Source organism: Porphyrobacter sp. HT-58-2 (assembly GCF_002952215.1).
Classification (GTDB): domain Bacteria; phylum Pseudomonadota; class Alphaproteobacteria; order Sphingomonadales; family Sphingomonadaceae; genus Erythrobacter.
Map to the genome: position 1 here is coordinate 1,264,573 of NZ_CP022600.1, position 21,999 is coordinate 1,286,571.

Below are 21,999 nucleotides of genomic sequence, written 5' to 3' on the forward strand. Positions count from 1 at the left end.
ACACACTCCAAGGACCCAATCACATGGCCACTGCCGCAGCTATCGCAAACCAGATCCGCACCATCGATCCCGATGAGGAACGCGCCTTCATGGACGCGATCGACCGCTGGATGGAGCGCGAGGTGATCCCGGTGATCAAGCACCACGATCACAACGACCTGTGGCCCGCCGAACTGGTGGAACAGATGGCCGAGATGGGCCTGTTCGGGGCCACCATCAGCCAGGAATATGGCGGGCTGGGCCTGCCGGCGACGACCTATGCCAAGATCGTGATGAAGATTTCCAGCCACTGGATGGCGATCACCGGGATCTTCAATTCGCACCTTATCATGGCTGCTGCGGTCGAACGTTTCGGCACGGTGCAACAGAAAGCCAAGTGGCTCCCCAAGTTCGCGAGTGGTGAGATCCGCGGAGGCCTTGCACTGACAGAACCGAATGCCGGCACCGATCTTCAGGCGATCCGCACCGTAGCGAAGAAGGATGCCAACGGCGATTACATCCTCAATGGCACCAAGACCTGGATTTCCAATGCCTTGAACGGCCAGTGCTTCGCGCTGCTGGCCAAGACCGATCCGGCAGCCGAGCCGCGTTACAAGGGCATGAGCCTGTTCATCGCCGACAAGCGGGAAGGGCTTTCCACCGGCAAGAAATTCGACAAGCTCGGCTACAAGAGTATCGATTCAGCCGAGCTTATCATGGAGGACTACCGTATCCCGGCTGACCAACTGATCGGCGGCGTCGAGGGGCAGGGCTTCTTCCAGGCGACCGGTGGGCTTGAGCTGGGCCGTATCAATGTCGCCGCGCGAGGGGTTGGGCTGGCCGAGGGCAGCCTGCGCCTCGCCACCGAATATGCCCAGCAACGCCACACCATGGGCAAGCCTATCGCCGAGCATCAGGCCATCCAACTGAAGCTTGGCGAGATGGTCACACGCGCACGGGCCGCACGGTTGCTGACGCTCGATGCCTCGGAAGCCTACGACCGGGGGGAACGCTGCGACAAGGAAGCAGGCATGGCGAAATACTTCGCCTCCGAAGCCGCAGTCGAAAACAGTCAGGAAGCGATGCGGATCTACGGCGGCTATTCCTATTCCAAGGAATATGACATCGAACGCTATTACCGTGACAGCCTGCTGATGTGCATAGGCGAGGGCACCAATGAAATGCAGCGCATGATCATCGCCAAGCAGCACCTCAAGGAAAACCCGGCCTGAACGGGGGCAGGCGGCGCGCGATGGAACCGGCAACCGATCTTCCGCTCCGGGGCTTCCGGATCATCAGCGCCGAGCAATATGGCGCAGGGCCATACGGCACGATGTTTCTTGCCCAGATGGGCGCCGAGGTCATCAAGATCGAACCGCCCGGCAAGCCCGGCCCCGATGGCCAGCGGCGCGGCGGGGGCGACACTGCGCGCGCGGTCGGCCCGCATTTTCTGCGTCCCGGCGAAAGCGTATATTTCCAGGCGTTCAATCTCAACAAGCGGTCGCTGACACTCGATCTTGGCAGCGATGCCGGGCAGGAAGTGCTGCACCGTCTGGTCGGGCAAAGCCACGCGGTCGCCAACAACATGCGCGGCGACCTGCCGGCGCGGCTGGGGCTGGATTACGCGGCGCTCGGCACAATCAATCCCGCTATCGTCTGCGCCCACCTGTCCGCTTACGGGCGCGACAACGCCCGCGCAAAATGGCCAGGCTATGATTACCTGATGCAGGCCGAGGCGGGCTATTGCCAGCTCACCGGAGAGCCCGGCGGTGATCCGCAGCGCATGGGCCTGTCGATGGTCGACTTCATCACCGGCACGATCTTCTGCATCGGCCTGCTCGGCGCGCTGGTCGATGCGCAGCGCAGCGGCAAGGGGCGCGATGTCGATACCGACCTGCTTTCCGCCGCAGTCCATCAGACGAGCTATCCGGCGCTGTGGTACATGAATAACGGCGACGAGACCCAGCGCACCCCGCGCAGCGCGCACCCGACGGCCACGCCGAGCCAGATGTTCCGCGCTGCCGACGGTTGGATGTTCGTGATGTGCCAGCTGCCCAAGTTCTGGGACATCCTGACTACCCGCATCGGGCGCGAGGATCTCGCCGCCGATCCGCGCTTTGCCACCAATGCTGACCGACTGGCCAATCGTGACGCCTTGACGCAGGCGCTTGATGCTGAGTTTGGGAAGCGGCCGATGGCGCATTGGCAAGAACTGCTCGGCGGGCATGTGCCGGTTGCCCCGGTCTATGAACTGGGCGCGGCGCTCGATAATCCGTGGCTCGATCAAATCGGGCTGCGCGATACCATCGCCCATCCCGACGCGCCGGAATTGCACGTGCTCAAGAGCCCGCTCAAGTTCGACGGCCAGCGCCCGCCCAACCGCGCCGCGCCGCTGCTGGGCGCCGATAGCGAGGATATTCTCGCAGACCTCGGCTATGATCCCGACGAGATTGCCCGGCTGCGCGCTGGCGGCATCGTCTGACGCGCGCAGGGGCAGGACAGCGCAATGGGCAAGCTTGACGGTATCAGAGTCATTGATCTCACGCAGTTCCTGCCGGGGCCCATGATGACGGTGATGATGGCCGATCAGGGTGCGGAGGTCATCAAGATCGAGCCTGCCGCGGGCGATCCGGCGCGCGAACAGGCCCCCTTCGACACTTATGACGGGGCGCAGCATTCGGTATGGTTCGCCAACCTCAACCGCGGCAAGCGCAGCCTGGTGCTCGACCTGAAAAGCGATGCGGGCAGGGCCGCCTTGCGCAAACTGATCGCCGATGCGGATGTTTTCGTCGAAGGCTTCCGGCCCGGCGTGATGGCGCGGCTCGGTTTCGATTACGCAAGCGTCAGCGCGATCCGGCCCGACATCATCTACTGCTCGATTTCCGCTTTCGGGCAGGAGGGCGCGCTGTCGCATCATCCGGCGCACGACATGGCGGTGCAGGCGCTCGCCGGGTTCCTGTCGGTCAATGACGGAGCGGACGGTACCCCGGTCGTCCCCGGCGCGCCGAGCGCCGATCTGGCCGCGGGGCTTACCGCTTTGTCGGCGGTCCTGATGGCGCTGGTTGGGCGGGCGCGGACCGGTGAGGGTGCCTTTATCGACTGCGCCATGTTCGATAGCATGCTGCCATGGTGCGCCCATATCGCGGGAAGCGCCATCGCGGGCGGCGACCCGCCGCGTTCAGCCTCCCAGCGCAGTCTTGGCGGGGCAGCCTTCTATCAGGTCTACCGCACCGCTGATGCGCGCCACGTGGTGCTCGGAGGGCGCGAGATCAAGTTTGCCCGCAACCTGCTGACCGCATTGGGACGGGAAGACCTGATCCCCCTTGCTGAGGCACCAGCGGGCAAGCAGGGTGCGCTGATCGCGTTCCTGCGCGACACGTTCGCCACCCGCACGCGGGCCGAGTGGGAAGCATGGTTTGCCGACAAGGACGTGGCCTTCGCGCCCGTGCTCGATTTCCGCGAGGCGCTTGATGCGCCCCATATCGCCAAACGGGGCCTGCTCGTCACCGGCGAGGGCGGGGGTAAGCACATCGTCTCGCCGATCCGCTTTGCCGGAGAGCATTGGACCCCGGGTCGCGTGCCGGGTCTCGGAGAAGGCTGGAAATGACCTGTGGTCTAGGCCTCGACGTCGATATGCATCGCATAGGCGAAGCGGTCGCCGGGGTGGTGGCTGACAGAAATCTCGAAGATCCGTCCCTTATGATCGAAATAGCAGCGCAGGATGCGCAGGACCGGACTGGCTTCCTCGACCTCAAGGATGGTGGCCATGCGCTCGTCGGCGGGGATGGCCTGGATGTCCTGTGTGACCTTGCCGATCCGGACCCCGGCAAGCTGCTCGATTTGGCTGAACAGCGTACCCGCCCCGAGATCGAGCGCTGCCACCGCATCGCCGAGCAATTCATGGAAATAGGCGTCGGTTACCGCGATCGGCGGCACGTCGCCCGCATGGCGGCGCACCCCGCGAAAAGCGGTCCATTCGCCATGGGTCGGCTCGGCCAGTTGCACGGCGACCTCGGACGGCAAGGCGCCGCGGCCCTCCAATGCGTAGGTGACTTCGCTGCCTTGCGCATATTGCAGCAGCTCGCCCACATTGGAGAGCGGCTGGTGCAGCGCGCCGCCGCGTGCCGCCGCGGGCTGGACTGTGGTCCCCGATCCGCGCCGTCGCTGGATCAGCCCTTCCGCTTCCAGCCTGCGCAGCGCCTCGCGAATGGTGTAGCGGCTGACATCGTATTTGCGGCACAGCACCGTTTCGGTCGGGAATTGCCGCCCGCCCGCGAATTCGCCCTTCATGATCGCTTCACGCAGTTCGCCTGCCAACTGCAGGTAGCGCGGGATGCGCTGCGGCTTTGCTTCTTCGGCTATCGTGGCCACTTCAAGCTCCAAATCTCCGGCGGTCTGGCAGGCGGTGCATCATGAGCGAACCGTTGCTGACCGGACTTGGCGCAAGGTTAGCGCGCCCGGTGACAAAAGGCGAGCGCCAGCGTGCGCGGCTGCACCTGCTCGACTGGCTCGCTTGCGTTGCGGGGGGGCGGGGCACCGAGGCAGCGGCGCTCGGTGCGACCATTTCCTTCAATGGCTGGGAGCGGGCGACCTACCTTGGCAACGTGCTGGAGATGGACGACGTCCACCGCACCGCCCTGCTTCATCCCGGCCCGGTGGTGTGGCCCGCAGCGCTGAGCATGGCGAGCGCCACCATGGACGCGCGGCTCGATGCGGCGGTGCGCGGCTACGAGGCGATGATCGCGATTGGCGCGGCCTGCGATGCGCATCACTATGCCCGCTGGCACCCGACCGGGACGATGGGCGGGTTCGGAGCGGCGGCGGCATTCGGCTCGCTGATCGGCTTTGCCCCGGTTGAATATGCCCATGCGCTCGCCAATGCCGGGTCGGTCGCGGGCGGGCTGTGGCACATGCGCCATGCGCCGGGCGTCCTGACCAAGCAGTGGCACATCCACCACGCGGTGCGCACCGGGCGCGATGCGGCACTCCACGTCCATTACGGCGCGACCGGGCCGCTGGAACTGCTCGAAGGGACGCAGGGGCTGTTTGCAGGCATGACCGAAGCACCCGGCCCGCTTGCGGGCGGCAGCGAGGGGTGGCTGATCCACGAAGTCAGCTTCAAGCCCTTTGCCGCATGCCGCCACGCGCATCCCGCGATCGATGCCGCGCTGGAGCTACGGGAGGCAGGGCGACTTGAGGCACCCTTCCATGTCGAAACCTATGCCGACGCGCTGACCTTTTGTGACCGGCCCGATCCCGCCACCGAGCTGGAGGCCAAGTTCTCGCTCCAGCACGCGGTCGCCGTGGTGGCAGACGGGCGCCGTGCCGAGCCAGAGGACTTCACCCCCGAGGCCATCGCTGCGCTTGCGTCGTTGCGTGCGCAAGTGTCGGTGGCCGAGGATCCGGCGATCACCGCGCGCTTCCCCGCGCATTTCGGGGCGCGGGTCAACGGGCTGGAACTGGTCGACACAATCGGCGATCCCGAACGGCCGGTGAGTGCCGAGGGCATCATTGCCAAGATGCATAGCCTCGCTCGCTGGGGCGGCTTGGCCGCGAGCGAGGCCGAGCGCGCCGCGCGACTGGCGCTGGAGGGCGATGATGGTGCTGCGATTGACGCCTTGCTCGAGGAATGGATCCGGTGAGCGCGACGCAGGCCATCCTCGATTTTGCGGCTGCGGAGCACCGCCTTCCGGCAAGCGTGCGCGCCGATACCGCACGGCTGATTGTCGACACGCTGGCAAGCGGTGCCGCGGGCGCGCAGTCCACCGAGGCGCAAAAGCTGAAATACGCGATCCGCGCGCTGGGCACTAATCCGGATACCCGATTGCTGTGCGGCGGCGAGGCTCCGGCGGCCTCGGCAGCGTTCTTCAACGGCTTTGCGATCCATTGCCTCGAATGGGATGCCGTCCACGAGGGGGCAGTGGTGCACGCCCTTTCCGCTGTAACCGCAGCGGTGATGGCGCAGGCCCACGACAACGGCGGGGTGGGCGAGGAGTACGTCCTTGCTGCGGTGGCTGTCGGCGTCGATATCGCCAGCGGACTGGGGCTTGCGGCGACCGGGCCGATGGCGTTCTTTCGCCCTGCCACGGCAGGTGTGATCGGCGCGGCACTGGCGGCGGCGCGCCTCGCCGATATTCCCGCTGACCGGTTTGCCGATGTGATGGGCCTTGCCTATTCCTTCGCCAGTGGAACGATGCAGGCCCATGTCGAGGCATCGATCGCGCTACCGTTGCAGATCGCGAATGCCGCACGCGCGGCGATCACGGCGGTCGCGCTGGTCGAAGCGGGCATGTCCGGCCCGCACGACGTGCTTGAAGGCCCTTTCGGCTATTCCCGCCTGATCGAACCGCTCGATCTTTCGCGCTACACTGACAATCTCGGCAAGGTCTGGCGGATCAGCGAAGTCGCGATCAAGCCCTTCCCTTCGGGGCGGGCCAGCCACGGCGCACTCGGCGAGCTTGAGGCGCTTTACCGGGCCGGCCTGCGGATCGGCGATGTCGCGCGCATAGAACTTCACGCGCCCCCGCTGATCGAGCGCCTCGTCGGGCGTCCCTACCGGCCGGACATGAGCGCCGCATACGCGCGGCTATGCCTCGCGATTCTGGCGCCGTTGATGTTGCGCGACGGGGTGATCGACCCCGATCTGTTCGATGGCGCTGCGCTTCATGCACCCGAGCTGGTGGCGCTGGCGGGCAATGTCACGGTGAAGTGTGATGCCAATCCCGACGAGAACGCGATGGCGCCGCAGCGCCTCGTCGTCACCTGCCGCGATGGCCGCGTCATCGAGCGCGCGATCCCGGCCAATCTCGGCAGCCCGGCCCTTCCGATGAGCCCTGCCCAATCCGCTGCAAAATACGGCCTGTGCCGCAGACTCGCGGGACCGGATGTCGACCCGCGCATCTTTGATGATCCAATTTCTTACATGGCGAATCCCTGATGACCTACCCGACCTATTTCGAAGCGCTCGACCACAAGCAGATCCTCGCCGACTATCCGATCGGCGAGGCCTTTACGGCGCGCTACACATCCATGAGCCGCGACGAGTTGTTCGCCGTTCAGGATGCCCAGTTCCGCAAGCTGATGCAGCGCGGCTGGCAGGTGCCTTTCTACCGCCGACTGTGGGGCGCCAAGGGCATTGAGCCGGGCGACATTCGCGGCCTTGAGGACATCACCAAGCTCCCCGTCTACGACAAGAGCGACCTGATGGCCTCTATCGCCGACTATCCCCCCTTCGGCGACTTTCACGGCATGGGCGCGCCGGAAACTCGCGCGCCGAGCATCTTTCACACCACCAGTGGCACCACCGGAAAGCCGCAGACGCTGATCTTCGGCCCCAAGGGACGCGAGGTCGGCAACCTGCTGGTGGGACGGATGTATCGCTGGATGGGGCTCCAGCCGACAGATGTCGTCCACTCGGTCTACGGCCACGGCATGATCAACGGCGGGCATTATATCCGCGAGGCGGTTACTCACTTTACCAATTCGGTGTTCCTCAGCGCCGGCACGGGGATCGAGACCCGCTCTGTCAATCAGGTCCGGCTGATGGCCGATTTCGGGGTGACCGCCATCGTCGGGTTCGTCGATTACATCAGGAAGCTCGCCGAAACCGCCGAGGCCGAGGGGCTGTTCGACCGCATCAATATTCGCATGATCATCGGCCATCTCGGCACCGAGGACCGCGCCAGCACCGAGGCCGCGTGGCAGGGCGCGAAGGCCTATGACTGGTACGGGGTCGGCGACACCGGCACCATCGCGGGCGAGGGGCCGGAGCGCGACGGGATGTATGTCTGGGAAGACGCGCAATATCTCGAATTGCTCGACATCGAAAGCGGCGCGCCGGTGGCGCGGGGCGAGACCGGGGACATGGTCGTCACCTGTCTCTACAAGGACGACATTGCCCCCTGCATCCGTTTCAACACCCACGACATCACGCACGAACTGGATGGGCGCGGCGAGATTGTGTTCAAGCGCATCGCAGGGTTCAAGGGCCGCAGCGACAACATGGTGAAGCTGCGCGGGATCAATGTCTTCCCGCACGCGATCGGCGCGATCATCGAAAACCGGCCCGATCTGACCGGCGAATACGTGTGCCATCTGCGCCGCGACGCGAGCCAGAAGGACCACATGACCGTGACGCTCGAAAGCCGGGGCGGCAGTGATGCAGGCGAACTGTCGGAATTGCTGCGCCGTGGACTGGGGGTCGAGGTCGAAGTGGCCCTCGTTGCCCCCGGCGAAACGGCGGCGGCGACCGAGATCGACACGCGCCAGAAGCCGCTCCGGCTGATCGACAGGCGCGGGGTCTAGAGGCAGGGCGATGATCGACTTCGACGCTCTTGAAGCTGCCAATGCCCCGCTCAACGCCTTTAGCGATTTCGACCGCTCCGCGACCTTTGGCAAGGGGCCGCTGGCCGGGCTGACCGTGGGGATCAAGGCCAATATCGCGGTCGCCGGGATGCCGTGGCACGCTGGCCTTGCCGCCTACGAAACCCGGCTGGCGGATCGTGACGCGGACACGGTTGCTCTGCTCAGGCAGGCGGGGGCGGCGATCATTGGCGTGCTGAACATGGAGGAAGGCGCGCTCGGCGCGAAGAGTGACAACCCGCATTTCGGTGCGGTGCAAAACCCGCATCGTTTCGGGTTTTCGCCGGGCGGTTCCTCCGGTGGGAGCGGCGCGGCGGTCGCGGCCGGATTGTGCGATATTGCGCTGGGCACCGACACCATGGGATCGGTCCGCATCCCCGCGAGCCATTGCGGGGTCTACGGCTTCAAGCCGGCCACCGCGAGCGTCAGTCAGGAAGGGTTGGAGCCCGCCGACCTGTCGCTCGATGCCATCGGGCCGCTGGCTCGCGACCTCGATGTGCTGGAACGGGCCGCGCGCGTGATCTCGGGCTTCGGCGACGACGCGCTGGAGGGCGCCGGCGCAACGCTGACCGGGCATGGGGTCGATGTGCATCCTGAGGTCGCGCGCGCCTTCGATGCCGCGCTTGCCGCCCTGCCTGCGCCGCCCGCGACAGTCTCGCTCACCCACCCGCAGTCGCGCATCCGCTTTGCCGGTTTCATCGGCGTCTCGCGCGAAATGGCGGCGCATCTGCGCGGGGTTTCCACCTCGGACAGGCTGGCAAAGCTGCTCACTTATGGCCCCCGCCGTAGCCTTGCCGACTGGGCCGAGGACCGCGCCATCCTCGAGCGCACCGCCGCCGAGGTGCGCGCGGTGGTGGAGGAGCACGGCTTCCTGATCCTGCCCACCGTCCCCAATCCGCCCTTCGCGCACAGCGAGCCGGAGCCCGCAGCACAGGCCGATTTTACCTGCCTTGCCAATATCGCCGGCCTTCCGGCCATCAGCATCCCGGCGGGATGGACCGCCGACGGCCTGCCGATGGGTATACAACTGGTGGGCCACGCAGGCGCAGAAAGCGGCCTGTTTGCGCTCGCCCGCGCACTCGACAACACATTGCGGGCCTATCGCCCGCCCAGCCAAGGAGCCTGAAGCCATGCGCATCATCTGCCTGTTCAACCTGAAGCCCGGCGTCGACGTTTCCGATTACGAGACATGGGCCAAGACCCGCGATATCCCGATGGTGAACGGCCTCGGCTCCGTGACGTCCTTCACCGTCCACAAGGCCACCGGCGTGTTCGGCGACGATGCCGCGACCCCCGCCTACCAGTATATCGAAGTCATCGACATCACCGGCATGGACGCCTTCATCGCGGATATTTCGACCGCGGATTTCCAGGCCGCCGCCGCGCCCTTCCAAGGCTTTGCCGATGCCCCGCAGTTCATCCTGACCGAGGATCTGTGACATGAGCGGTGCGTTTGCGGGCAAGACCATTGTCGTCACCGGATCGGGCAGGCAGAAGGGGCTGGGGCAGGGTATCCTTCAGGCCTTTGCTGACGAAGGCGCGAACTGCGTCGTCTCCGACCTCGCAATCGATGCCGAGGCGACGAGCGTTGCCGAAGACCTGCGCGCGCGCCGCGCGGCGGTGGCGACCATTGCCTGCGACGTGTCGAAGGCGGATCAATGCCGTGCCTTGATTGCGCAGACCGTCAATCGCTTCGGCGCGGTCGATATCCTCGTCAACAATGCCGGGATCGGGTTCAAGATGAAGCCGCTGCTCGATGTCGACACCGCTGACGAATGGGATCAGGTGATCGCCGTCAACCTGTCGGGCGCGTTCTATTGCACGCAAGCCGCGGCGCGGGCGATGGTGGAGCGGGGGCAGGGCGGGCGGATCATCAACATCGCATCGCAAGCCGCCAAGACGGGCTTCCCGCACCTGCCTGCCTATGTCTCGTCCAAGCACGGCATGGTCGGCCTGACGCGGGCGAGTGCGGTCGAACTCGGCAAGCACGGCATCACCGTGAACGCGGTCTGCCCCAACCACGTAACCACCGGCCTCGGCGCGCAGCAGAACGAATATTTCTCGAAGCTGCTCGGCTTTGCGAGGGTCGAGGACTATCTCGCCAACATGGCCGCCAAGAACCCGATGGGCCGGCCCGGCCTGCCCTCCGACACCGCCGCCGCCTGCCTGTGGCTGGCGAGCGATGCGGCCTTTTATGTTACCGGCGAGGCGCTGAATGTCTCGGGCGGGGAGGAAATGCACTGATGCCCTTGATCGAAGAACGGATGGACTGGCCTGACGGTGCAAAGATGGCGCTCAGCGTCGTCGTCAATGTCGAGGAAGGCAGCGAGATGACCATCGCCCGCGGCGATCGCGGGATGGAGCCGGTCGACGAGCTGGGTGTCTTCGTCAAGTCGAAGATGCGCAATTATTCCAACGAATCCAATTACCTCTACGGGATCAAGGCGGGCGCCCCGCGGATCGTCAAGCTGCTGAAGACATACGACATCACGGCCAGCTGGACGGTCGCGGCCATGTCCCTTGAAAACCATCCCGAGATCGCGGAGGCCATCGTCGCGCTGGGCCACGAACCCATCAGCCACGGCTGGCGCTGGGTGCACCAGTTCAAGATGGACGAGGCCGAGGAGCGCGAATTCATCCGCAAGGCGGTGGACAGCATCACCCGCACTTGCGGCGTGCGCCCCTATGGCTGGCTTTCGCGCTACCTGCTCACCGACAACACGCGGCGGCTGCTGTCCGAGGAGGGCTTTACCTATCACATGGACGATTATTCGGGCGATGTGCCGTTCTGGGATCGCGAGACTGTACCCGGAAAGCCCATGTGCATCGTGCCCTATCAGCTCGACAGCAATGACATGAAGATGTGGACCGATCCGGCGCTGACCCCGCACCAGTGGCTCGACTACGCCAGGGCCAACTTCGATCAGCTTTACCGCGAGGGCGCGGAGGGCAATCCCAAGATGATGAGCCTCGGGCTGCATCTGCGCATCATCGGGCGACCGGGGCGGATCTGGGCGCTGGAGGCGTTCTTCCGCCATGTCCGCGCGCACGAGGGCGTGTGGGTGACGACCCGCAAGGCGATTGCCGATCACTTCATGGCCGCGCACCCGGCATGAGCCTCAGCCTCTCCCTTGAGGGCGCGGTGGCGCGCCTGCTGATCGACCGCGCGGACAAGCGCAATGCCTTCAACATGGCCATGTGGGAGGCGTTGCCCGCGCTGGTTGCCGAGGCGGTCGCCGATCCGGCGGCGAAGGTGCTGGAACTGCGCGCCGCTGAACCGGGCAGCGCGTTCTGCGCCGGAGCGGACATCCGCGAACTGCTCGCCAACAAGGATGACGCCGATTGGCGCGCGGCCAATCAGGCTGCGATCAACCGCGCGCAATTCGAACTCGCGCGCGCCGATATTCCCACCATCGCCTTTGTCGAGGGCGACTGCGTGGGCGGGGGTTGCGGGATTGCGATGGCCTGCGACATTCGCGTTGCTGCCCCGGCGGCGCGCTTTGGCATCACGCCCGCCAAGCTCGGCCTCGTCTACCCGCTGCACGACGTGAAGCTGTTGGTCGATCTGGTCGGGCCGGGGCAGGCGAAGCGGATGCTCTACACCGGCGAATTGCTCAGCGCCGAGGAGGCGCAGCGGATCGGGCTGGTCGAGATCATCGCGGACAGCAGCGATAGTCTGGTGGCGCAGATCGCCGCTGCGTCAGGTAGCAGCGCGCGCGCGATCAAGGGCTTTGTGCGCCGCGTGCTCGGCGGGCAGGCGGAAGACGATCCCGAGACGCTGGCGACCTTCGCCGCCGCTTTCACCGGCCCCGATTTTGCCGAGGGCACGGCGGCCTTTGTCGAGAAGCGCAAGCCGGAGTTCAAGGCATGACCATTCCACACGGCACGATCATGGGCGGGCTTTCGACCGTCCCCGATCTCGCACAGGCGATTGCCGCCTATCACGGCGTTCTCGGGCTGGAGAAGGTGGAGCATGGAATGCTCGACCCCGATCTCGCCGCCAGCTGGGGCTGCCCCGCCAACGCCGGTTCGCCCTATGCGGTGCTGCGCCCGGCGAGCGGCGCACCATGCTGGTTCCGGCTGGTCGAGCAGCCCGCGCATCCCGCCTTCAAGCCCACCACCACCTATGGCTGGGCCGCTTTCGAGACCACGGTGGAGGACGTCTGGCATTGGCCCGATGCGCTCCCGCCCGACCTGTTCCGGATCGTTGGCCGGCCGAAGAAGCTCGAGAATGTCGCGCCTGCCTTCATCCCGATGCAGGCGCTGGGGCCGGGGGGCGAGATGGTTTATCTCAATCAGGTGCTTGCCGACATGGCGGATACCGATCTGCCGCGTGCTGGCTCGCCTGTCGACCGGATCTTCATCGTGGTGCTTGCCACGCCCGACCGTCAGGCCGCCATAGAATGGTATGTCGAGCGGCTCGGGCTGGAGCGCGGGGTCGACTACACCTTGCCCTATTCGATGATCAACAAGGCCTTCGCCCTGCCATCCGAAACACAGACCACCATCACCATGGTCAAGCACGCGCGCATGCCGATTATCGAGGTCGATGATTACCCCGCCGCTGCGGTACCGCGCGCCCGGCATGGCGGGCTGCTTCCGCCCGGCAATGCGCTGGTGACGCTGGCGGTGCGCGATCTCGATGCCTGCACGGCACAGTGGATCGCACCGCCGGCCGTCCGCGAGAGCGCGCTTTACGAGGGCCGCCGCGCTGCCACCGCAATCGGCGCAGCGGGCGAACTGATCGAATGTGTCGAGGTGGGGCTATGATGCTGTTCGCCTTCCGCTGCCTTGATTCGCACGGCAGTGGACCGGCCCGCGAGGCGGCGCTGGCCGCGCATCTTGCCCATGTCGAAGCGCATATTGACGATTACGCCGTCGCCGGGCCGCTGAAGGAGGGCGAGCGCACCGTCGGATCGCTACTGGTCATCAAGGGGCAGAACATGTCCGAGGCCCGCGCGCGGCTGGAGGCCGATCCCTATTTCGGCGCCGGGGTCTGGGCCACGATCACTTGCGAGGAATTCCGTGCGGTCGCCGGTGACTGGGTCGGCGGCGCTGCGTGGAAGCGGGCTGGCAATTAGTTCCCGGTGCGGGTGCAGCTGCCCTGCATCCAGCGCAGATTGATCCCGACGAGGCTCGCATCGGGAGAAGCCCAGCTGTAGCTTTCTGCCCGCTCGGGATCGTCCTTGTGGACATAGAGCACCAGCGAGGGCTTGTTGCGGCTGCTCTTGGCCCAGGTGACGTTGCGCAACCGGATCGACACGTCCGGTGCCACACCATCGCCGGGGATCGTTACGCGCCCGCCCTGATCGAAGCTGGCGAGGTTTCCGGCGAAGGTCCAGTCGGGCGTACCGTCGGGCTTGGCGGCGAACTTGCGGACCGAGACCCAGCAGGTGAAAGGCCGCGCGCGGCGGATCTCGCTGCCGTCGATCTGCCACCCCGAACCGCCCTCGCGCGGCGCGAGACCGGGTATGGCGCCTTCCTGCCATTCGCCCTGCGGCGCACCGAAAGCATCGATGCCGCGCCAGCGTCCGTCCGCGCCGACCTCGATCATGACTGGTGCCGGGCGGGAGCGCCCCTCCTCCTCGGCGAAGTAGGCGTCTTCGGTGTTGCTCCAGATTCCGGCGGCCAGCGGGCCTTGCGCAGCGGCAAGGGCGGGGGCGGCGAGCGCGCAGGCAAAAGCGCAGGCAAGCGCGTGGGAGCGATAAGTCCTCATGGCGCTTGCATATCGCATGGCGGCATGGTTGGAAAGCTGTCCGGACAAATTGAGAGGAGGGATGTCATGCGCTGGATCATCACGGTGGCGCTCGCCTTTCTCGCCCTCGCGTCAGCCCCCCTACAGGCCCAATTATCCGATCCGGCAGCGCGGGCGGTGGTCGAGCGCGCGGTCGCGGCCCATGGCGGGGACCTGTGGCTCGAACCGGCAACGCTCGAACTGGTCGGCACGGCGACGTTCTACGATCCCGCGACCGGCGTGGTGCGCTCCGAGGCGGATGACTACCGCATGTGGCGCACTTTCGAGGAGGGGCGCACGGCCGCGCACGAGGCTTCGGGCAAGGTGCGGATCATCGCGAGGTCCGGCGAAAGGGTGATCTTCGAGGTTGGCTATGACGGCGAGACCACCTGGACCGAACGCGGCATCATGCCCCGCGTCGAAGCTGACGCCTATTGGGCCAGCAATTTCGGCTTCGGCATCATCCGGTCTGCCCTGCAAGACGGTTTCGCTTTGCACTTCGCGCCGCCGCGCGACATCGGCGGGCGGCGGACGAACATGGTGCGCATCCTCGACCCCAACGGCGTGCAGACTTTGTTCGGATTCGATGCAGAAAGCGGCCTCGTCACCTACATGGCCTTCGACGCGCCGCGCGGATTTCACGAGCGGCTCTACAGCGATTTCGTGCGGCTGGAAAACGGCTGGGTGCAGGCCCGGCGGGTGACGCTGCTGTATGACGGGATCGTCTCCAACAGCGTGTTCTGGAGCGAAACCCGCGTGAACGGGGAGGTTGAACCGGCGTTGTTTCAGCCACCCCGTCCCTGATTTCTCATACCAGCGTGACCGGACGCGAGGCGATCATTTCCTCCATCACGAAATGACCCGTCACCACCGAAAGATCGAACCCGTCGACCAATTGCTGGTAGAAGCGGTCATAGCCGCTGATCCCCTGAGTGACGACCTTGATGAGGTAGTCCCATTCGCCGCCGATGCGGTAGAGATCGACCACGCCCGAGATTCGTTCGACATGGTTCTTGAAGGCGATTGCCCAATCCTTTGAATGGTGGGGCGTCTTGATCATCACGATTACGACCAGATCGAGACCGAGCCGTGCGAGATCGACCTTCGCCCTTTGCCCGCGCAGCACGCCCTCGCACTCCAGCCGCTGAAGGCGGCGCCAGCAGGCGTTCTGGGACAGCCCGACTTCCTCGGCCAGCGCGCGCTGGCTGAGCGAGGCATCGTGCTGGAGCGCCATCAGGATCTTGCGATCAATTTGGTCAATCTCGACGATCTGTGTGGTCATACGAACGATATCTTAGCGTGAATCTCCGAAAATCGGTAATGAAATCGCGGTCGGATTGGGAGAAAACCTGCGCATGACCAAGCCGCTCTCCTACCCCGAAGCCGACGAAGCTCACGCCCTGTTCGATGCCTTCCGCGCCGATATCCGTGCCAAACTGGCGCAAGGCACGCTGGGCCACTCGATCATCGGCAAGGGCCGGATGGTCGACGGGCCGCTCGGCCCGCAGCCGATGCTCTATGCCGATTACGCCGCATCGGGCCGGGCGCTGCGCGAGCTCGAGGATTTCGTGCTCGAACACGTCCTGCCGGTCTATGCCAACCCGCACACGCAGGCGTCCTATTGCGGCCGCGCGATCAACGCCCTGCGCCGGGCGGCGCGGGCTGAAGTAGCCCGGCTGTGCGGGGCGGGGGTGGGCGATGCGGTGATCTTCGCCGGTTCGGGCGCCACCGCGGGTCTTCAGAAGCTGGTGCGCCTGCTCGGGGCCGATCAGTGCGATGACGCAGGGCAGCGTGCTCTGGTGCTGCTTGGCCCTTACGAGCATCATTCGAACCTTCTGCCATGGCGCGAAAGCGGGGCGGAGGTGATAGCCTTGCCCGAAGACGCAGACGGTGGCCCTGGTCGCGAGGCCCTGATCGCGCAATTGCGGCGTGGTGCTGGTCGCCGGATCATTGGTGCCTTCTCCGCCGGGTCCAACGTCACCGGCGCGCTGACCGATGTCGCCGATGTCTCACGGATCGTGCAGGCGGCGGGCGGCAAGGTGATCTGGGACTATGCCGGAGCTGCGCCCTATGTCGCGATGCAGATGCAACCCGCCGCCGACGTGCATATCGATGCGCTGGTGTTCTCGCCGCACAAGTTTGTCGGCGGCCCGGCATCGTCGGGCGTACTGGTGATGCGGCGCGATGCGGCTGTGCTGGACAAGCCCTCCGCGCCCGGTGGCGGCACGGTCAGCTTCGTATCGCCGGGCGGGCATGATTATCTCCCGGATCTCGCCTCACGCGAGGAAGCAGGCACGCCCAACGTCATCGGCGACATCCGCACCGCACTCGCGGCAATCGTGCGTTCGGAGATGAGCGAGGCCGGGCTCGACCAGCGGGCTGCGGCCATGTGCCGCGCCGCGCTTGCCCGGTGGCGGGCCAATCCGCGGATCGAGGTGCTGGGACGCGAGATGGCCACGCACCTGCCCATCGCCGCATTCCGGATCAGGGACGCTGACGGAGGTCTTGTGCACCACCAGCTTGTCACCCGCATACTGAGCGATTGCCTCGGCATTCAGGCCCGCGGTGGTTGCGCCTGCGCGGGTCCCTATGTCCATCGCCTGCTCGGCATCGACGATAAGCAGTCGCAGGCCATTCATCGGGCGATCCGATCCGGCGAAGAGCTCGAAAAGCCTGGCTTCGTGCGGGTCAATTTCTCTTGCCTCTTGAGCGATGCGGAACTTGCCACGCTGATTGCTGGCGTGGAGCGGGTGGCTAGGGAGTTCGACAGCCTGTCGCGCCATTTCGTCGCGAACCCGGTCTCTGCCATATTCGAGCCTGTGGCAATCTAAAGTCCGAAGGAGGTGCTCTTCTGCTTGTCGAGGGGCAAATAGGTGACGATGCCCCTCCCAGCATCGGCGCTGGACCGGAAGTTTCGAGCTTCGGCTTGAGGCGGTCTGGGGGTTGTCAGAATGACGGCAGGGGAAGGGTACCGCCTTTGATCTTCTCGGCAGCTGGGCGAGGGAGCGGAAGGTCTTGTGGAGCGTCGATATCGGTGGACAAACCTCGCAGATAACTGAGCAAGCTTCTGGGGTAAATTTTGGGGTGGCCCACAAGCTGGGGACATCAATAAACATGATAATTCAATACATTAGTAGATAAATTTGAATCCCTCCTGCTCCGCCACCGGCCTTTAGAAAAGGCTGAGAAAAAATTTCTCATACCGGCCCCTTTTCCCTTCTGCGTCGCGATAGCTGCTGAGCTTAGAGCACATTGCGTCGTCCCCACGGACATCAGCGTGAACCGCAAGTGGCCACTTTGCCGTCGTTACAACCCGGGCCTCGATCCACAGTGGCTGCGCCCGTCTGCGCGCATAACCTCACCGCGCATGGCGCATGGCAAAGGCGGGATAGCTTTCCGTGTCGCCCCGGCGGATCTGCGCCTCCATCAGCGCAACCGCGGTATCGACATCGGCATTGGTGGCCCCCGTTGCCTGCGCCAGTTTCAGGCCATGATAGACCGTCGCGGGATATTCGGTGGTGTAGGGATAGGCGCTCGGATCATCCACCGGCAGATCGAAACTCACCCATCTTTGCCGCGCAATATCGGCAGGCAGGCCAAGGACCTGTGCCATGTGCCGCCAATCGCTGAACCAGCGGCCCTCCAGTCGCGCTGGCAGGTTGAGGAAACAATAAGGCCCGGTCGCCAGAAAACGCCGCGCCAGAAACCTCTCTGCAAAGGCCAGCTGCAATTGCAACCAGCGCGGATCGTCATGCAATCGCCGCCCCCAATCGAGCACGTAGCCAATGTAGTAGACGATCGAGCCGGTGTAGACGCCGGGCCGCTGCCCTGTCCGGATTGATGCCCAGAAGGTCGGATTGGGCTCGCTGTCCCAGGCATTGCCTTCCCAGAACATCCCCAATTGCCCCATCCCCGGCACCGCGAGCGCCCGCACCGCGCGGTCGAGATTGGCGGACAGGATTGCATCGAAACGCTCTGCCGCTGGTAGCCAGTCAAGCCCCGGCACAGCGCGGAGCAAGGCAGAGGCCAGCACCAGATCGCGCATCGACCAAGCCCAGTCACGGCCCTGATCCTGATCGACCAGCTTGCCGCTGGCGCCGCGATAATCGGGGGTCACGGTATTCAGCACGGTGCAGGCGGAGAACACCTGCTCTTCGATGAAGAAGGGATGCAAATCGGACAGTAAGGCGGGAATCAACGCCGGGCACGGGCGGTGCGCATTGTCGATGTCCCAATCGAACCGCATCCCGGGACTGACGGAGATGATCCTCTCTTCGGGATAGTTCTGGTAATATTGCTGCACTTTCAGGGGCGTATTGGCTGTATCGAGCAGCAGCGGCAAGCCATCGGCCCCGCGCACATGCCACGGGATCGATGCCGCAGTCAGCCCGTAATTCATGGTGACGCGCCGCATCTCTGCACTGCGTTCGATGATATAACGCGCCTGTCGCTGGATGATCGGCCCCACTTCATCGCGCAATCCCGTGGTTCCCATGGACGGCGTGAACCCGCCCTTGTCGAGCGGCGTGTAGTTCGGGACCGGGTCGAGATAGGGCCAATCCGATGGGGCCTGAAGCCTCGGCCCGATGCCCCACGGCAATAACAGGCCCGAGGCTTGCCAGCGGTTCAGTTCCCGATCGGACAGAGGCCAGGGGCGCGATGCCATGACCCAGCGCTGGAAGTCGCCATGGCCGTAGAGCGGGAAGCTGCGGCCAAACACGCTCGCCTGATAGCTGACCGCCGGGGTCTCCGCCGCCAGATTGGTCCAGCGCTGCCGCTCTACCACCACCACATCGAACGGCTTGCCATCGATCGGGGATGCGGGTTGCAGATACCAGATCAGCGCCCACGGCCCCTTGCGCAGAAACACCCGGACGGTGTGCTGCCCGGCGCTCTGCCATAGGGCAGCGGGATCATCAGCGGTGAAGATCGTGTCACCAAGGCGCACCGGCGGCGCGGCAGCCGCCATGGCGGGGTCACGCGCGATTGCACCACCGCGGTCGTTTACTTGCGCTCGCAGTGGCGTGGACGCAGGGCCGGACGAAAGAAGACCGGGTGCAAGCATTGCTGCTGCGCCACTGGCCATCATCAATCGGCGAGACATCATCCTGTGTTTCTCCCGTGGAGCGCCTGACCCTGTGCCGATGCGGCAAGTTGTATGACCGCCTGTGCGCTGTTCCTCAACCGCCATGGCCTCACCGTGCGACCCGATAGAGTGGGAACGGGCAGCCCCTGACCTCGGCCAGATCGGGGTTTGAGGCGGCCCATGCTGCTCTTGCCGGGTCTCTGGGGAGCACATAATCGACCTTAAACTCGGCGACGAAAGCGCGGCTGCCCTGAATGCCCAGGCGCCCGCTTGCCATGTTGCGCGGCTCCATCATGGTGGCGAGTCCGCCGAGCGCCCCTGCGCGGGCGGCGAAATTGTCGTCGCCCAGCACCAGAATGCGCGGATTGGGGGTGTCCTTCAGGCAGGTCTGGAGCGTCTGGACGTCCGCTGGGCGGTCGAACTGCGCCCACTCGCGCGTACCGGGCAAGCCGCTCGCTGCAAGATGCGCCGCGCCGAAGCCTGCCAGCACCGCGCCCGCGCTCGCCGCCGCAAGGGCAGCGATGGTCGCACGTTGGTGGCGTGTGATGCCCTGCGCGACGCCCCAGCAGGCGATGGTCAGGAACAGCGCCCAGAACGGCGCGCTGAAATAGCGGTACTCAAGATAGCCGGTCAGCACCTGCGGGGCCATCATCAGCGCCAGCGCCGCCGTCACGCCCGCCAGCACCCACAAGCGCGCAGAGCCGCGCGGACGCCCACCCGTGAGCCAGATCAGCGCAAGGGGCGCAGCCACGAGCGCTGCGCCGCCAAGGCCCAGCGGGCTCAGCACCAGCGAGGCGAAGGTGCGGACCAGTCCAAGGCCATTGCCCGCCACCCGCGCCGCCCATCCTAGCGGATCGTCGCTGAGCGAGGGCCGCGCGTTCGGCCACCAGTCGGTGACATAGGCAGCCGGGTCGATCGCGGTCGCTATGCCCGCATTGTCCGTCGCAAACAGGGTGCCGAAAGTGCTGAGCGAATAGGCGATCCACGGCGATATGACGATCAGGCTCGCCCCCAGCGCCGCCAGCGCGTGCGCGGGGCGACGGGTCAGCCACAGCACCGCGCCCGCGACCAGCGGCGGTAGCAGCACCGCGTCGAAACGGTTCATCAGTGCAAGGCCCGCCAGCGCGCCCACGCCCGCCGCCTGTATCAGCGTCAGCGCCCGGCCTTGCAGCAGCCCCAGCACGATCAGCGACAGGATCAGCAATTGCAGCGGGATCGTCCGCCCTGCGCCAAGCTCGATCAGCAGCATGTTCGGCCCCAGCAGCAGCACGCCCGCCGCCGCCAGCCCCACCCATGGCGCACCAGCCACCTGTCGCCCGATCCGCTCCGACACCAGCGCGAAACCCGCAAAGGCAGCAAAGGCGAGATAGAGCCCGGTGCGCGGCCCGGTGCCCAGCACGCCGTCGGTAAGCGCAATCAGCACCGGGGTCAGCGGTGGGAAAGCCGCCGAGTAAGCCCCCGCATCGGCATAGCTGCGCCAGTGGTTGAAGCGGTAGAAATCGCCGAATATCGTCTGCGACAATTCGTACAGCGCCCAGGAATCGGGCGAATAGGGCGGGGCGGCGATCACGCTTGCCAGCACCGCGCCCAGCACCGTCAGCACCAGCAGCACCGGCGCCAGCCACCCGGCGCGGCGGTGGGTGGCCTCGTCCGGCGTATAGCCCCCGGTCGCGGCGACCAGCGCCTCCTTCAGCAGCGCCAGTTTAGAGGCAAAGCCGCCGATCTTGGTCGGCACCTTGCCGTCCTCAGGATAGCGCCGAACCACCGGCACATGGCCGACCTTCAACCCCAGTTGCCCGGCGCGCACGGTCAGATAGAACAACAGGTTATAGACCGAGAACTCCGCGCGGAACGGGCGCACATCGGGGTGCAGCAGATAGGCGGCCGAATAGGCGCGAAAGCCGTTGGTGGTGTCGGTGAACCAGTGCCGCCCGGCGATGCTGAGCAGCGGGGCGTGGATCAGGCGGTTGGCGATGGTGCGTTCGAGCGGCGTGTTCTCCGCCGCCCCGCCTGGCAGATAGCGTGAGCCTTGCACATAGTCGCAGCCTTCCTCCAGCTTGGCGACCATCTCTGCCACCGCCTCGACCCCGTCCTTGCCATTGCCGTCGATGGTGACGATCCCGGCATAGCCCTGCCTGAGACACCAGGCATAGGCCATGCGCAGCTGGGCCGAGAGCTTGCCCGGCCCGGTCTTGGTCAGCACCGCGCGTACGCCTGCTTGGCTCACGAAATCGGCATCGAGCGATCCGTCGGTGGATCCGCCATCGGCCACGATCACATCGACCGGCAGGCCGGCCGCCTGAATGCGCAGCAATTGCCCCCGGATGCGCTCGCCCTCGTTGATCACCGGGATAACGAGCGCGTGGGCATTGCGGCGCGTGGCGTAGAGCGCGGCCTCGTGCGCGGGGACGTCCCAACCGCTGTCGTCGATGATGGTGGGCGGCTGCATGGTCATGGCCGCTCCGCCTCGGGCGCGAAGACGACGAATTTGCTCAGGGCGAAGTTGACGCAGAATGATCCTCCCGCGCCCGCGACAAGGATCGCCAGCGGCCACGCCTCCGGAAGCGCGCGGTCGAGCAGCGCCACGATCCCCACCCGCACACCCAGCGTCGCCAGCGCCACCCCGCCATAGAGCGCCGCGCGTCTGCCGGAGAGCGTGCGCGGGCCGCTCTGGAAGCTCCAGGTCTGGTGGATCACGTAATTGAGGCTCGCCGCCAGCGTAAAGCCGATGGCCGCCGCCAGCCACAGCGGTGCGCCCGCGAAATGGTGGAGCGCGAAGGCGATGGCAAGATCGAGGATCACCCCCAGCACCGTCACCACGAAGAAGCGGATCATCTCG

General features: G+C 65.7%; 21 protein-coding genes. 15 read left to right on the plus strand and 6 right to left on the minus strand.

Annotation, left to right across the window (positions count from 1 at the left end; all coding sequences use genetic code 11):
• Positions 1–23: 23 nt before the first annotated feature.
• Genes CHX26_RS06050 through CHX26_RS06060 form a run of 3 tightly spaced genes read left to right on the plus strand, consistent with a single transcriptional unit; the run spans position 24 to position 3,586 of the window.
• The gene (locus CHX26_RS06050) at positions 24–1,211 is read left to right on the plus strand and encodes an acyl-CoA dehydrogenase family protein (RefSeq protein ID WP_104941595.1); all 1,188 of its coding nucleotides are present in this window, start codon (positions 24–26) and stop codon (positions 1,209–1,211) included.
• Between the two features lie 20 nt (positions 1,212–1,231).
• The gene (locus CHX26_RS06055) at positions 1,232–2,461 is read left to right on the plus strand and encodes a CaiB/BaiF CoA transferase family protein (protein ID WP_104941596.1); all 1,230 of its coding nucleotides are present in this window, start codon (positions 1,232–1,234) and stop codon (positions 2,459–2,461) included.
• 24 nt (positions 2,462–2,485) lie between these two features.
• A complete protein-coding gene (locus CHX26_RS06060; protein WP_104941597.1) occupies positions 2,486–3,586 on the plus strand; it encodes a CaiB/BaiF CoA transferase family protein in 1,101 nt (366 codons plus the stop codon).
• 8 nt (positions 3,587–3,594) lie between these two features.
• On the opposite strand, the gene CHX26_RS06065 is transcribed toward CHX26_RS06060, so the two are convergent.
• Positions 3,595–4,350, minus strand: coding sequence for a GntR family transcriptional regulator (locus CHX26_RS06065; RefSeq protein WP_233997306.1), 756 nt, complete (start codon positions 4,348–4,350; stop codon positions 3,595–3,597).
• Between the two features lie 41 nt (positions 4,351–4,391).
• On the opposite strand from CHX26_RS06065, the gene CHX26_RS06070 reads away from it, so the two are divergent.
• From CHX26_RS06070 to CHX26_RS06115, 10 genes are read left to right on the plus strand one after another with little or no spacing between them, the layout of a single operon-like run.
• Positions 4,392–5,621, plus strand: a complete 1,230-nt coding sequence (locus CHX26_RS06070) for an MmgE/PrpD family protein (protein WP_104941598.1) — start codon at positions 4,392–4,394, stop codon at positions 5,619–5,621.
• Positions 5,618–6,916, plus strand: coding sequence for an MmgE/PrpD family protein (locus CHX26_RS06075; protein WP_104943302.1), 1,299 nt, complete (start codon positions 5,618–5,620; stop codon positions 6,914–6,916). Before CHX26_RS06070 ends, CHX26_RS06075 begins: the two co-directional genes overlap by 4 nt.
• Positions 6,916–8,283: a phenylacetate--CoA ligase family protein gene (locus CHX26_RS06080; RefSeq protein ID WP_104941599.1), complete on the plus strand. Its 1,368-nt coding sequence runs from the start codon at positions 6,916–6,918 to the stop codon at positions 8,281–8,283. Before CHX26_RS06075 ends, CHX26_RS06080 begins: the two co-directional genes overlap by 1 nt.
• 10 nt (positions 8,284–8,293) lie before the next feature.
• Complete coding sequence (locus tag CHX26_RS06085; RefSeq protein WP_104941600.1) at positions 8,294–9,466, plus strand: amidase; 1,173 nt, start codon at positions 8,294–8,296, stop codon at positions 9,464–9,466.
• 4 nt (positions 9,467–9,470) lie between these two features.
• The gene (locus CHX26_RS06090; RefSeq protein ID WP_104941601.1) at positions 9,471–9,779 is read left to right on the plus strand and encodes an REDY-like protein HapK; all 309 of its coding nucleotides are present in this window, start codon (positions 9,471–9,473) and stop codon (positions 9,777–9,779) included.
• Position 9,780: 1 nt separating this feature from the next.
• Complete coding sequence (locus CHX26_RS06095) at positions 9,781–10,584, plus strand: SDR family NAD(P)-dependent oxidoreductase (RefSeq protein ID WP_104941602.1); 804 nt, start codon at positions 9,781–9,783, stop codon at positions 10,582–10,584.
• Positions 10,584–11,456: a polysaccharide deacetylase family protein gene (locus tag CHX26_RS06100; protein ID WP_172449726.1), complete on the plus strand. Its 873-nt coding sequence runs from the start codon at positions 10,584–10,586 to the stop codon at positions 11,454–11,456. Before CHX26_RS06095 ends, CHX26_RS06100 begins: the two co-directional genes overlap by 1 nt.
• Positions 11,453–12,211 carry an enoyl-CoA hydratase/isomerase family protein gene (locus CHX26_RS06105; protein WP_104941603.1) on the plus strand — a complete coding sequence of 253 codons (759 nt, stop codon included), beginning with the start codon at positions 11,453–11,455 and terminating at the stop codon, positions 12,209–12,211. The genes CHX26_RS06100 and CHX26_RS06105 overlap by 4 nt, the downstream gene beginning before the upstream one ends.
• Positions 12,208–13,110 carry a VOC family protein gene (locus tag CHX26_RS06110; protein WP_104941604.1) on the plus strand — a complete coding sequence of 301 codons (903 nt, stop codon included), beginning with the start codon at positions 12,208–12,210 and terminating at the stop codon, positions 13,108–13,110. Before CHX26_RS06105 ends, CHX26_RS06110 begins: the two co-directional genes overlap by 4 nt.
• Complete coding sequence (locus CHX26_RS06115) at positions 13,110–13,421, plus strand: YciI family protein (protein ID WP_172449727.1); 312 nt, start codon at positions 13,110–13,112, stop codon at positions 13,419–13,421. The genes CHX26_RS06110 and CHX26_RS06115 overlap by 1 nt, the downstream gene beginning before the upstream one ends.
• On the opposite strand, the gene CHX26_RS06120 is transcribed toward CHX26_RS06115, so the two are convergent.
• Entirely contained in the window at positions 13,418–14,056 is a 639-nt protein-coding gene (locus tag CHX26_RS06120; protein WP_104941606.1) for a hypothetical protein, read from the minus strand. The two genes, CHX26_RS06115 and CHX26_RS06120, sit on opposite strands and share 4 nt — an antisense overlap.
• Positions 14,057–14,122: 66 nt before the next feature.
• Between CHX26_RS06120 and CHX26_RS06125 the strand changes: the two genes are divergently transcribed.
• Positions 14,123–14,878 carry a hypothetical protein gene (locus tag CHX26_RS06125; protein ID WP_104941607.1) on the plus strand — a complete coding sequence of 252 codons (756 nt, stop codon included), beginning with the start codon at positions 14,123–14,125 and terminating at the stop codon, positions 14,876–14,878.
• Between the two features lie 4 nt (positions 14,879–14,882).
• Here the strand turns inward: CHX26_RS06125 and CHX26_RS06130 are convergent, their stop codons facing one another.
• Positions 14,883–15,356 (minus strand): Lrp/AsnC family transcriptional regulator, encoded by a 474-nt coding sequence (locus CHX26_RS06130; RefSeq protein ID WP_104941608.1) that lies wholly within the window; start codon positions 15,354–15,356, stop codon positions 14,883–14,885.
• Between the two features lie 73 nt (positions 15,357–15,429).
• Between CHX26_RS06130 and CHX26_RS06135 the strand changes: the two genes are divergently transcribed.
• Positions 15,430–16,905 (plus strand): aminotransferase class V-fold PLP-dependent enzyme, encoded by a 1,476-nt coding sequence (locus CHX26_RS06135; RefSeq protein ID WP_104941609.1) that lies wholly within the window; start codon positions 15,430–15,432, stop codon positions 16,903–16,905.
• Positions 16,906–17,432: 527 nt separating this feature from the next.
• On the opposite strand, the gene CHX26_RS06140 is transcribed toward CHX26_RS06135, so the two are convergent.
• The 3 genes from CHX26_RS06140 to CHX26_RS06150 all read right to left on the minus strand — a co-directional run bounded on the left by CHX26_RS06140 (position 17,433) and on the right by CHX26_RS06150 (position 21,995).
• Positions 17,433–19,043: a hypothetical protein gene (locus CHX26_RS06140; RefSeq protein ID WP_104941610.1), complete on the minus strand. Its 1,611-nt coding sequence runs from the start codon at positions 19,041–19,043 to the stop codon at positions 17,433–17,435.
• 226 nt (positions 19,044–19,269) lie between these two features.
• Positions 19,270–21,615: a hypothetical protein gene (locus tag CHX26_RS15965; RefSeq protein WP_199797846.1), complete on the minus strand. Its 2,346-nt coding sequence runs from the start codon at positions 21,613–21,615 to the stop codon at positions 19,270–19,272.
• Positions 21,612–21,995, minus strand: a complete 384-nt coding sequence (locus CHX26_RS06150) for a GtrA family protein (protein ID WP_233997332.1) — start codon at positions 21,993–21,995, stop codon at positions 21,612–21,614. The genes CHX26_RS15965 and CHX26_RS06150 overlap by 4 nt, the downstream gene beginning before the upstream one ends.
• Positions 21,996–21,999: the final 4 nt, after the last annotated feature.

What these genes read in the sequence shown, in the direction of transcription:
- CHX26_RS06125 (WP_104941607.1), top strand. Translation starts at nt 14,123, where the DNA reads ATGCGCTGGATCATCACGGTGGCGCTCGCCTTTCTCGCCCTCGCGTCA.
- CHX26_RS06105 (WP_104941603.1), top strand. Translation starts at nt 11,453, where the DNA reads ATGAGCCTCAGCCTCTCCCTTGAGGGCGCGGTGGCGCGCCTGCTGATC.
- CHX26_RS06135 (WP_104941609.1), top strand. Translation starts at nt 15,430, where the DNA reads ATGACCAAGCCGCTCTCCTACCCCGAAGCCGACGAAGCTCACGCCCTG.
- CHX26_RS06140 (WP_104941610.1), bottom strand. Translation starts at nt 19,043, where the DNA reads ATGGCGGCTGCCGCGCCGCCGGTGCGCCTTGGTGACACGATCTTCACC.
- CHX26_RS06090 (WP_104941601.1), top strand. Translation starts at nt 9,471, where the DNA reads ATGCGCATCATCTGCCTGTTCAACCTGAAGCCCGGCGTCGACGTTTCC.
- CHX26_RS15965 (WP_199797846.1), bottom strand. Translation starts at nt 21,615, where the DNA reads ATGACCATGCAGCCGCCCACCATCATCGACGACAGCGGTTGGGACGTC.
- CHX26_RS06060 (WP_104941597.1), top strand. Translation starts at nt 2,486, where the DNA reads ATGGGCAAGCTTGACGGTATCAGAGTCATTGATCTCACGCAGTTCCTG.
- CHX26_RS06080 (WP_104941599.1), top strand. Translation starts at nt 6,916, where the DNA reads ATGACCTACCCGACCTATTTCGAAGCGCTCGACCACAAGCAGATCCTC.
- CHX26_RS06115 (WP_172449727.1), top strand. Translation starts at nt 13,110, where the DNA reads ATGCTGTTCGCCTTCCGCTGCCTTGATTCGCACGGCAGTGGACCGGCC.
- CHX26_RS06110 (WP_104941604.1), top strand. Translation starts at nt 12,208, where the DNA reads ATGACCATTCCACACGGCACGATCATGGGCGGGCTTTCGACCGTCCCC.
- CHX26_RS06095 (WP_104941602.1), top strand. Translation starts at nt 9,781, where the DNA reads ATGAGCGGTGCGTTTGCGGGCAAGACCATTGTCGTCACCGGATCGGGC.
- CHX26_RS06070 (WP_104941598.1), top strand. Translation starts at nt 4,392, where the DNA reads ATGAGCGAACCGTTGCTGACCGGACTTGGCGCAAGGTTAGCGCGCCCG.
- CHX26_RS06150 (WP_233997332.1), bottom strand. Translation starts at nt 21,995, where the DNA reads ATGATCCGCTTCTTCGTGGTGACGGTGCTGGGGGTGATCCTCGATCTT.
- CHX26_RS06100 (WP_172449726.1), top strand. Translation starts at nt 10,584, where the DNA reads ATGCCCTTGATCGAAGAACGGATGGACTGGCCTGACGGTGCAAAGATG.
- CHX26_RS06055 (WP_104941596.1), top strand. Translation starts at nt 1,232, where the DNA reads ATGGAACCGGCAACCGATCTTCCGCTCCGGGGCTTCCGGATCATCAGC.
- CHX26_RS06085 (WP_104941600.1), top strand. Translation starts at nt 8,294, where the DNA reads ATGATCGACTTCGACGCTCTTGAAGCTGCCAATGCCCCGCTCAACGCC.
- CHX26_RS06120 (WP_104941606.1), bottom strand. Translation starts at nt 14,056, where the DNA reads ATGAGGACTTATCGCTCCCACGCGCTTGCCTGCGCTTTTGCCTGCGCG.
- CHX26_RS06130 (WP_104941608.1), bottom strand. Translation starts at nt 15,356, where the DNA reads ATGACCACACAGATCGTCGAGATTGACCAAATTGATCGCAAGATCCTG.
- CHX26_RS06050 (WP_104941595.1), top strand. Translation starts at nt 24, where the DNA reads ATGGCCACTGCCGCAGCTATCGCAAACCAGATCCGCACCATCGATCCC.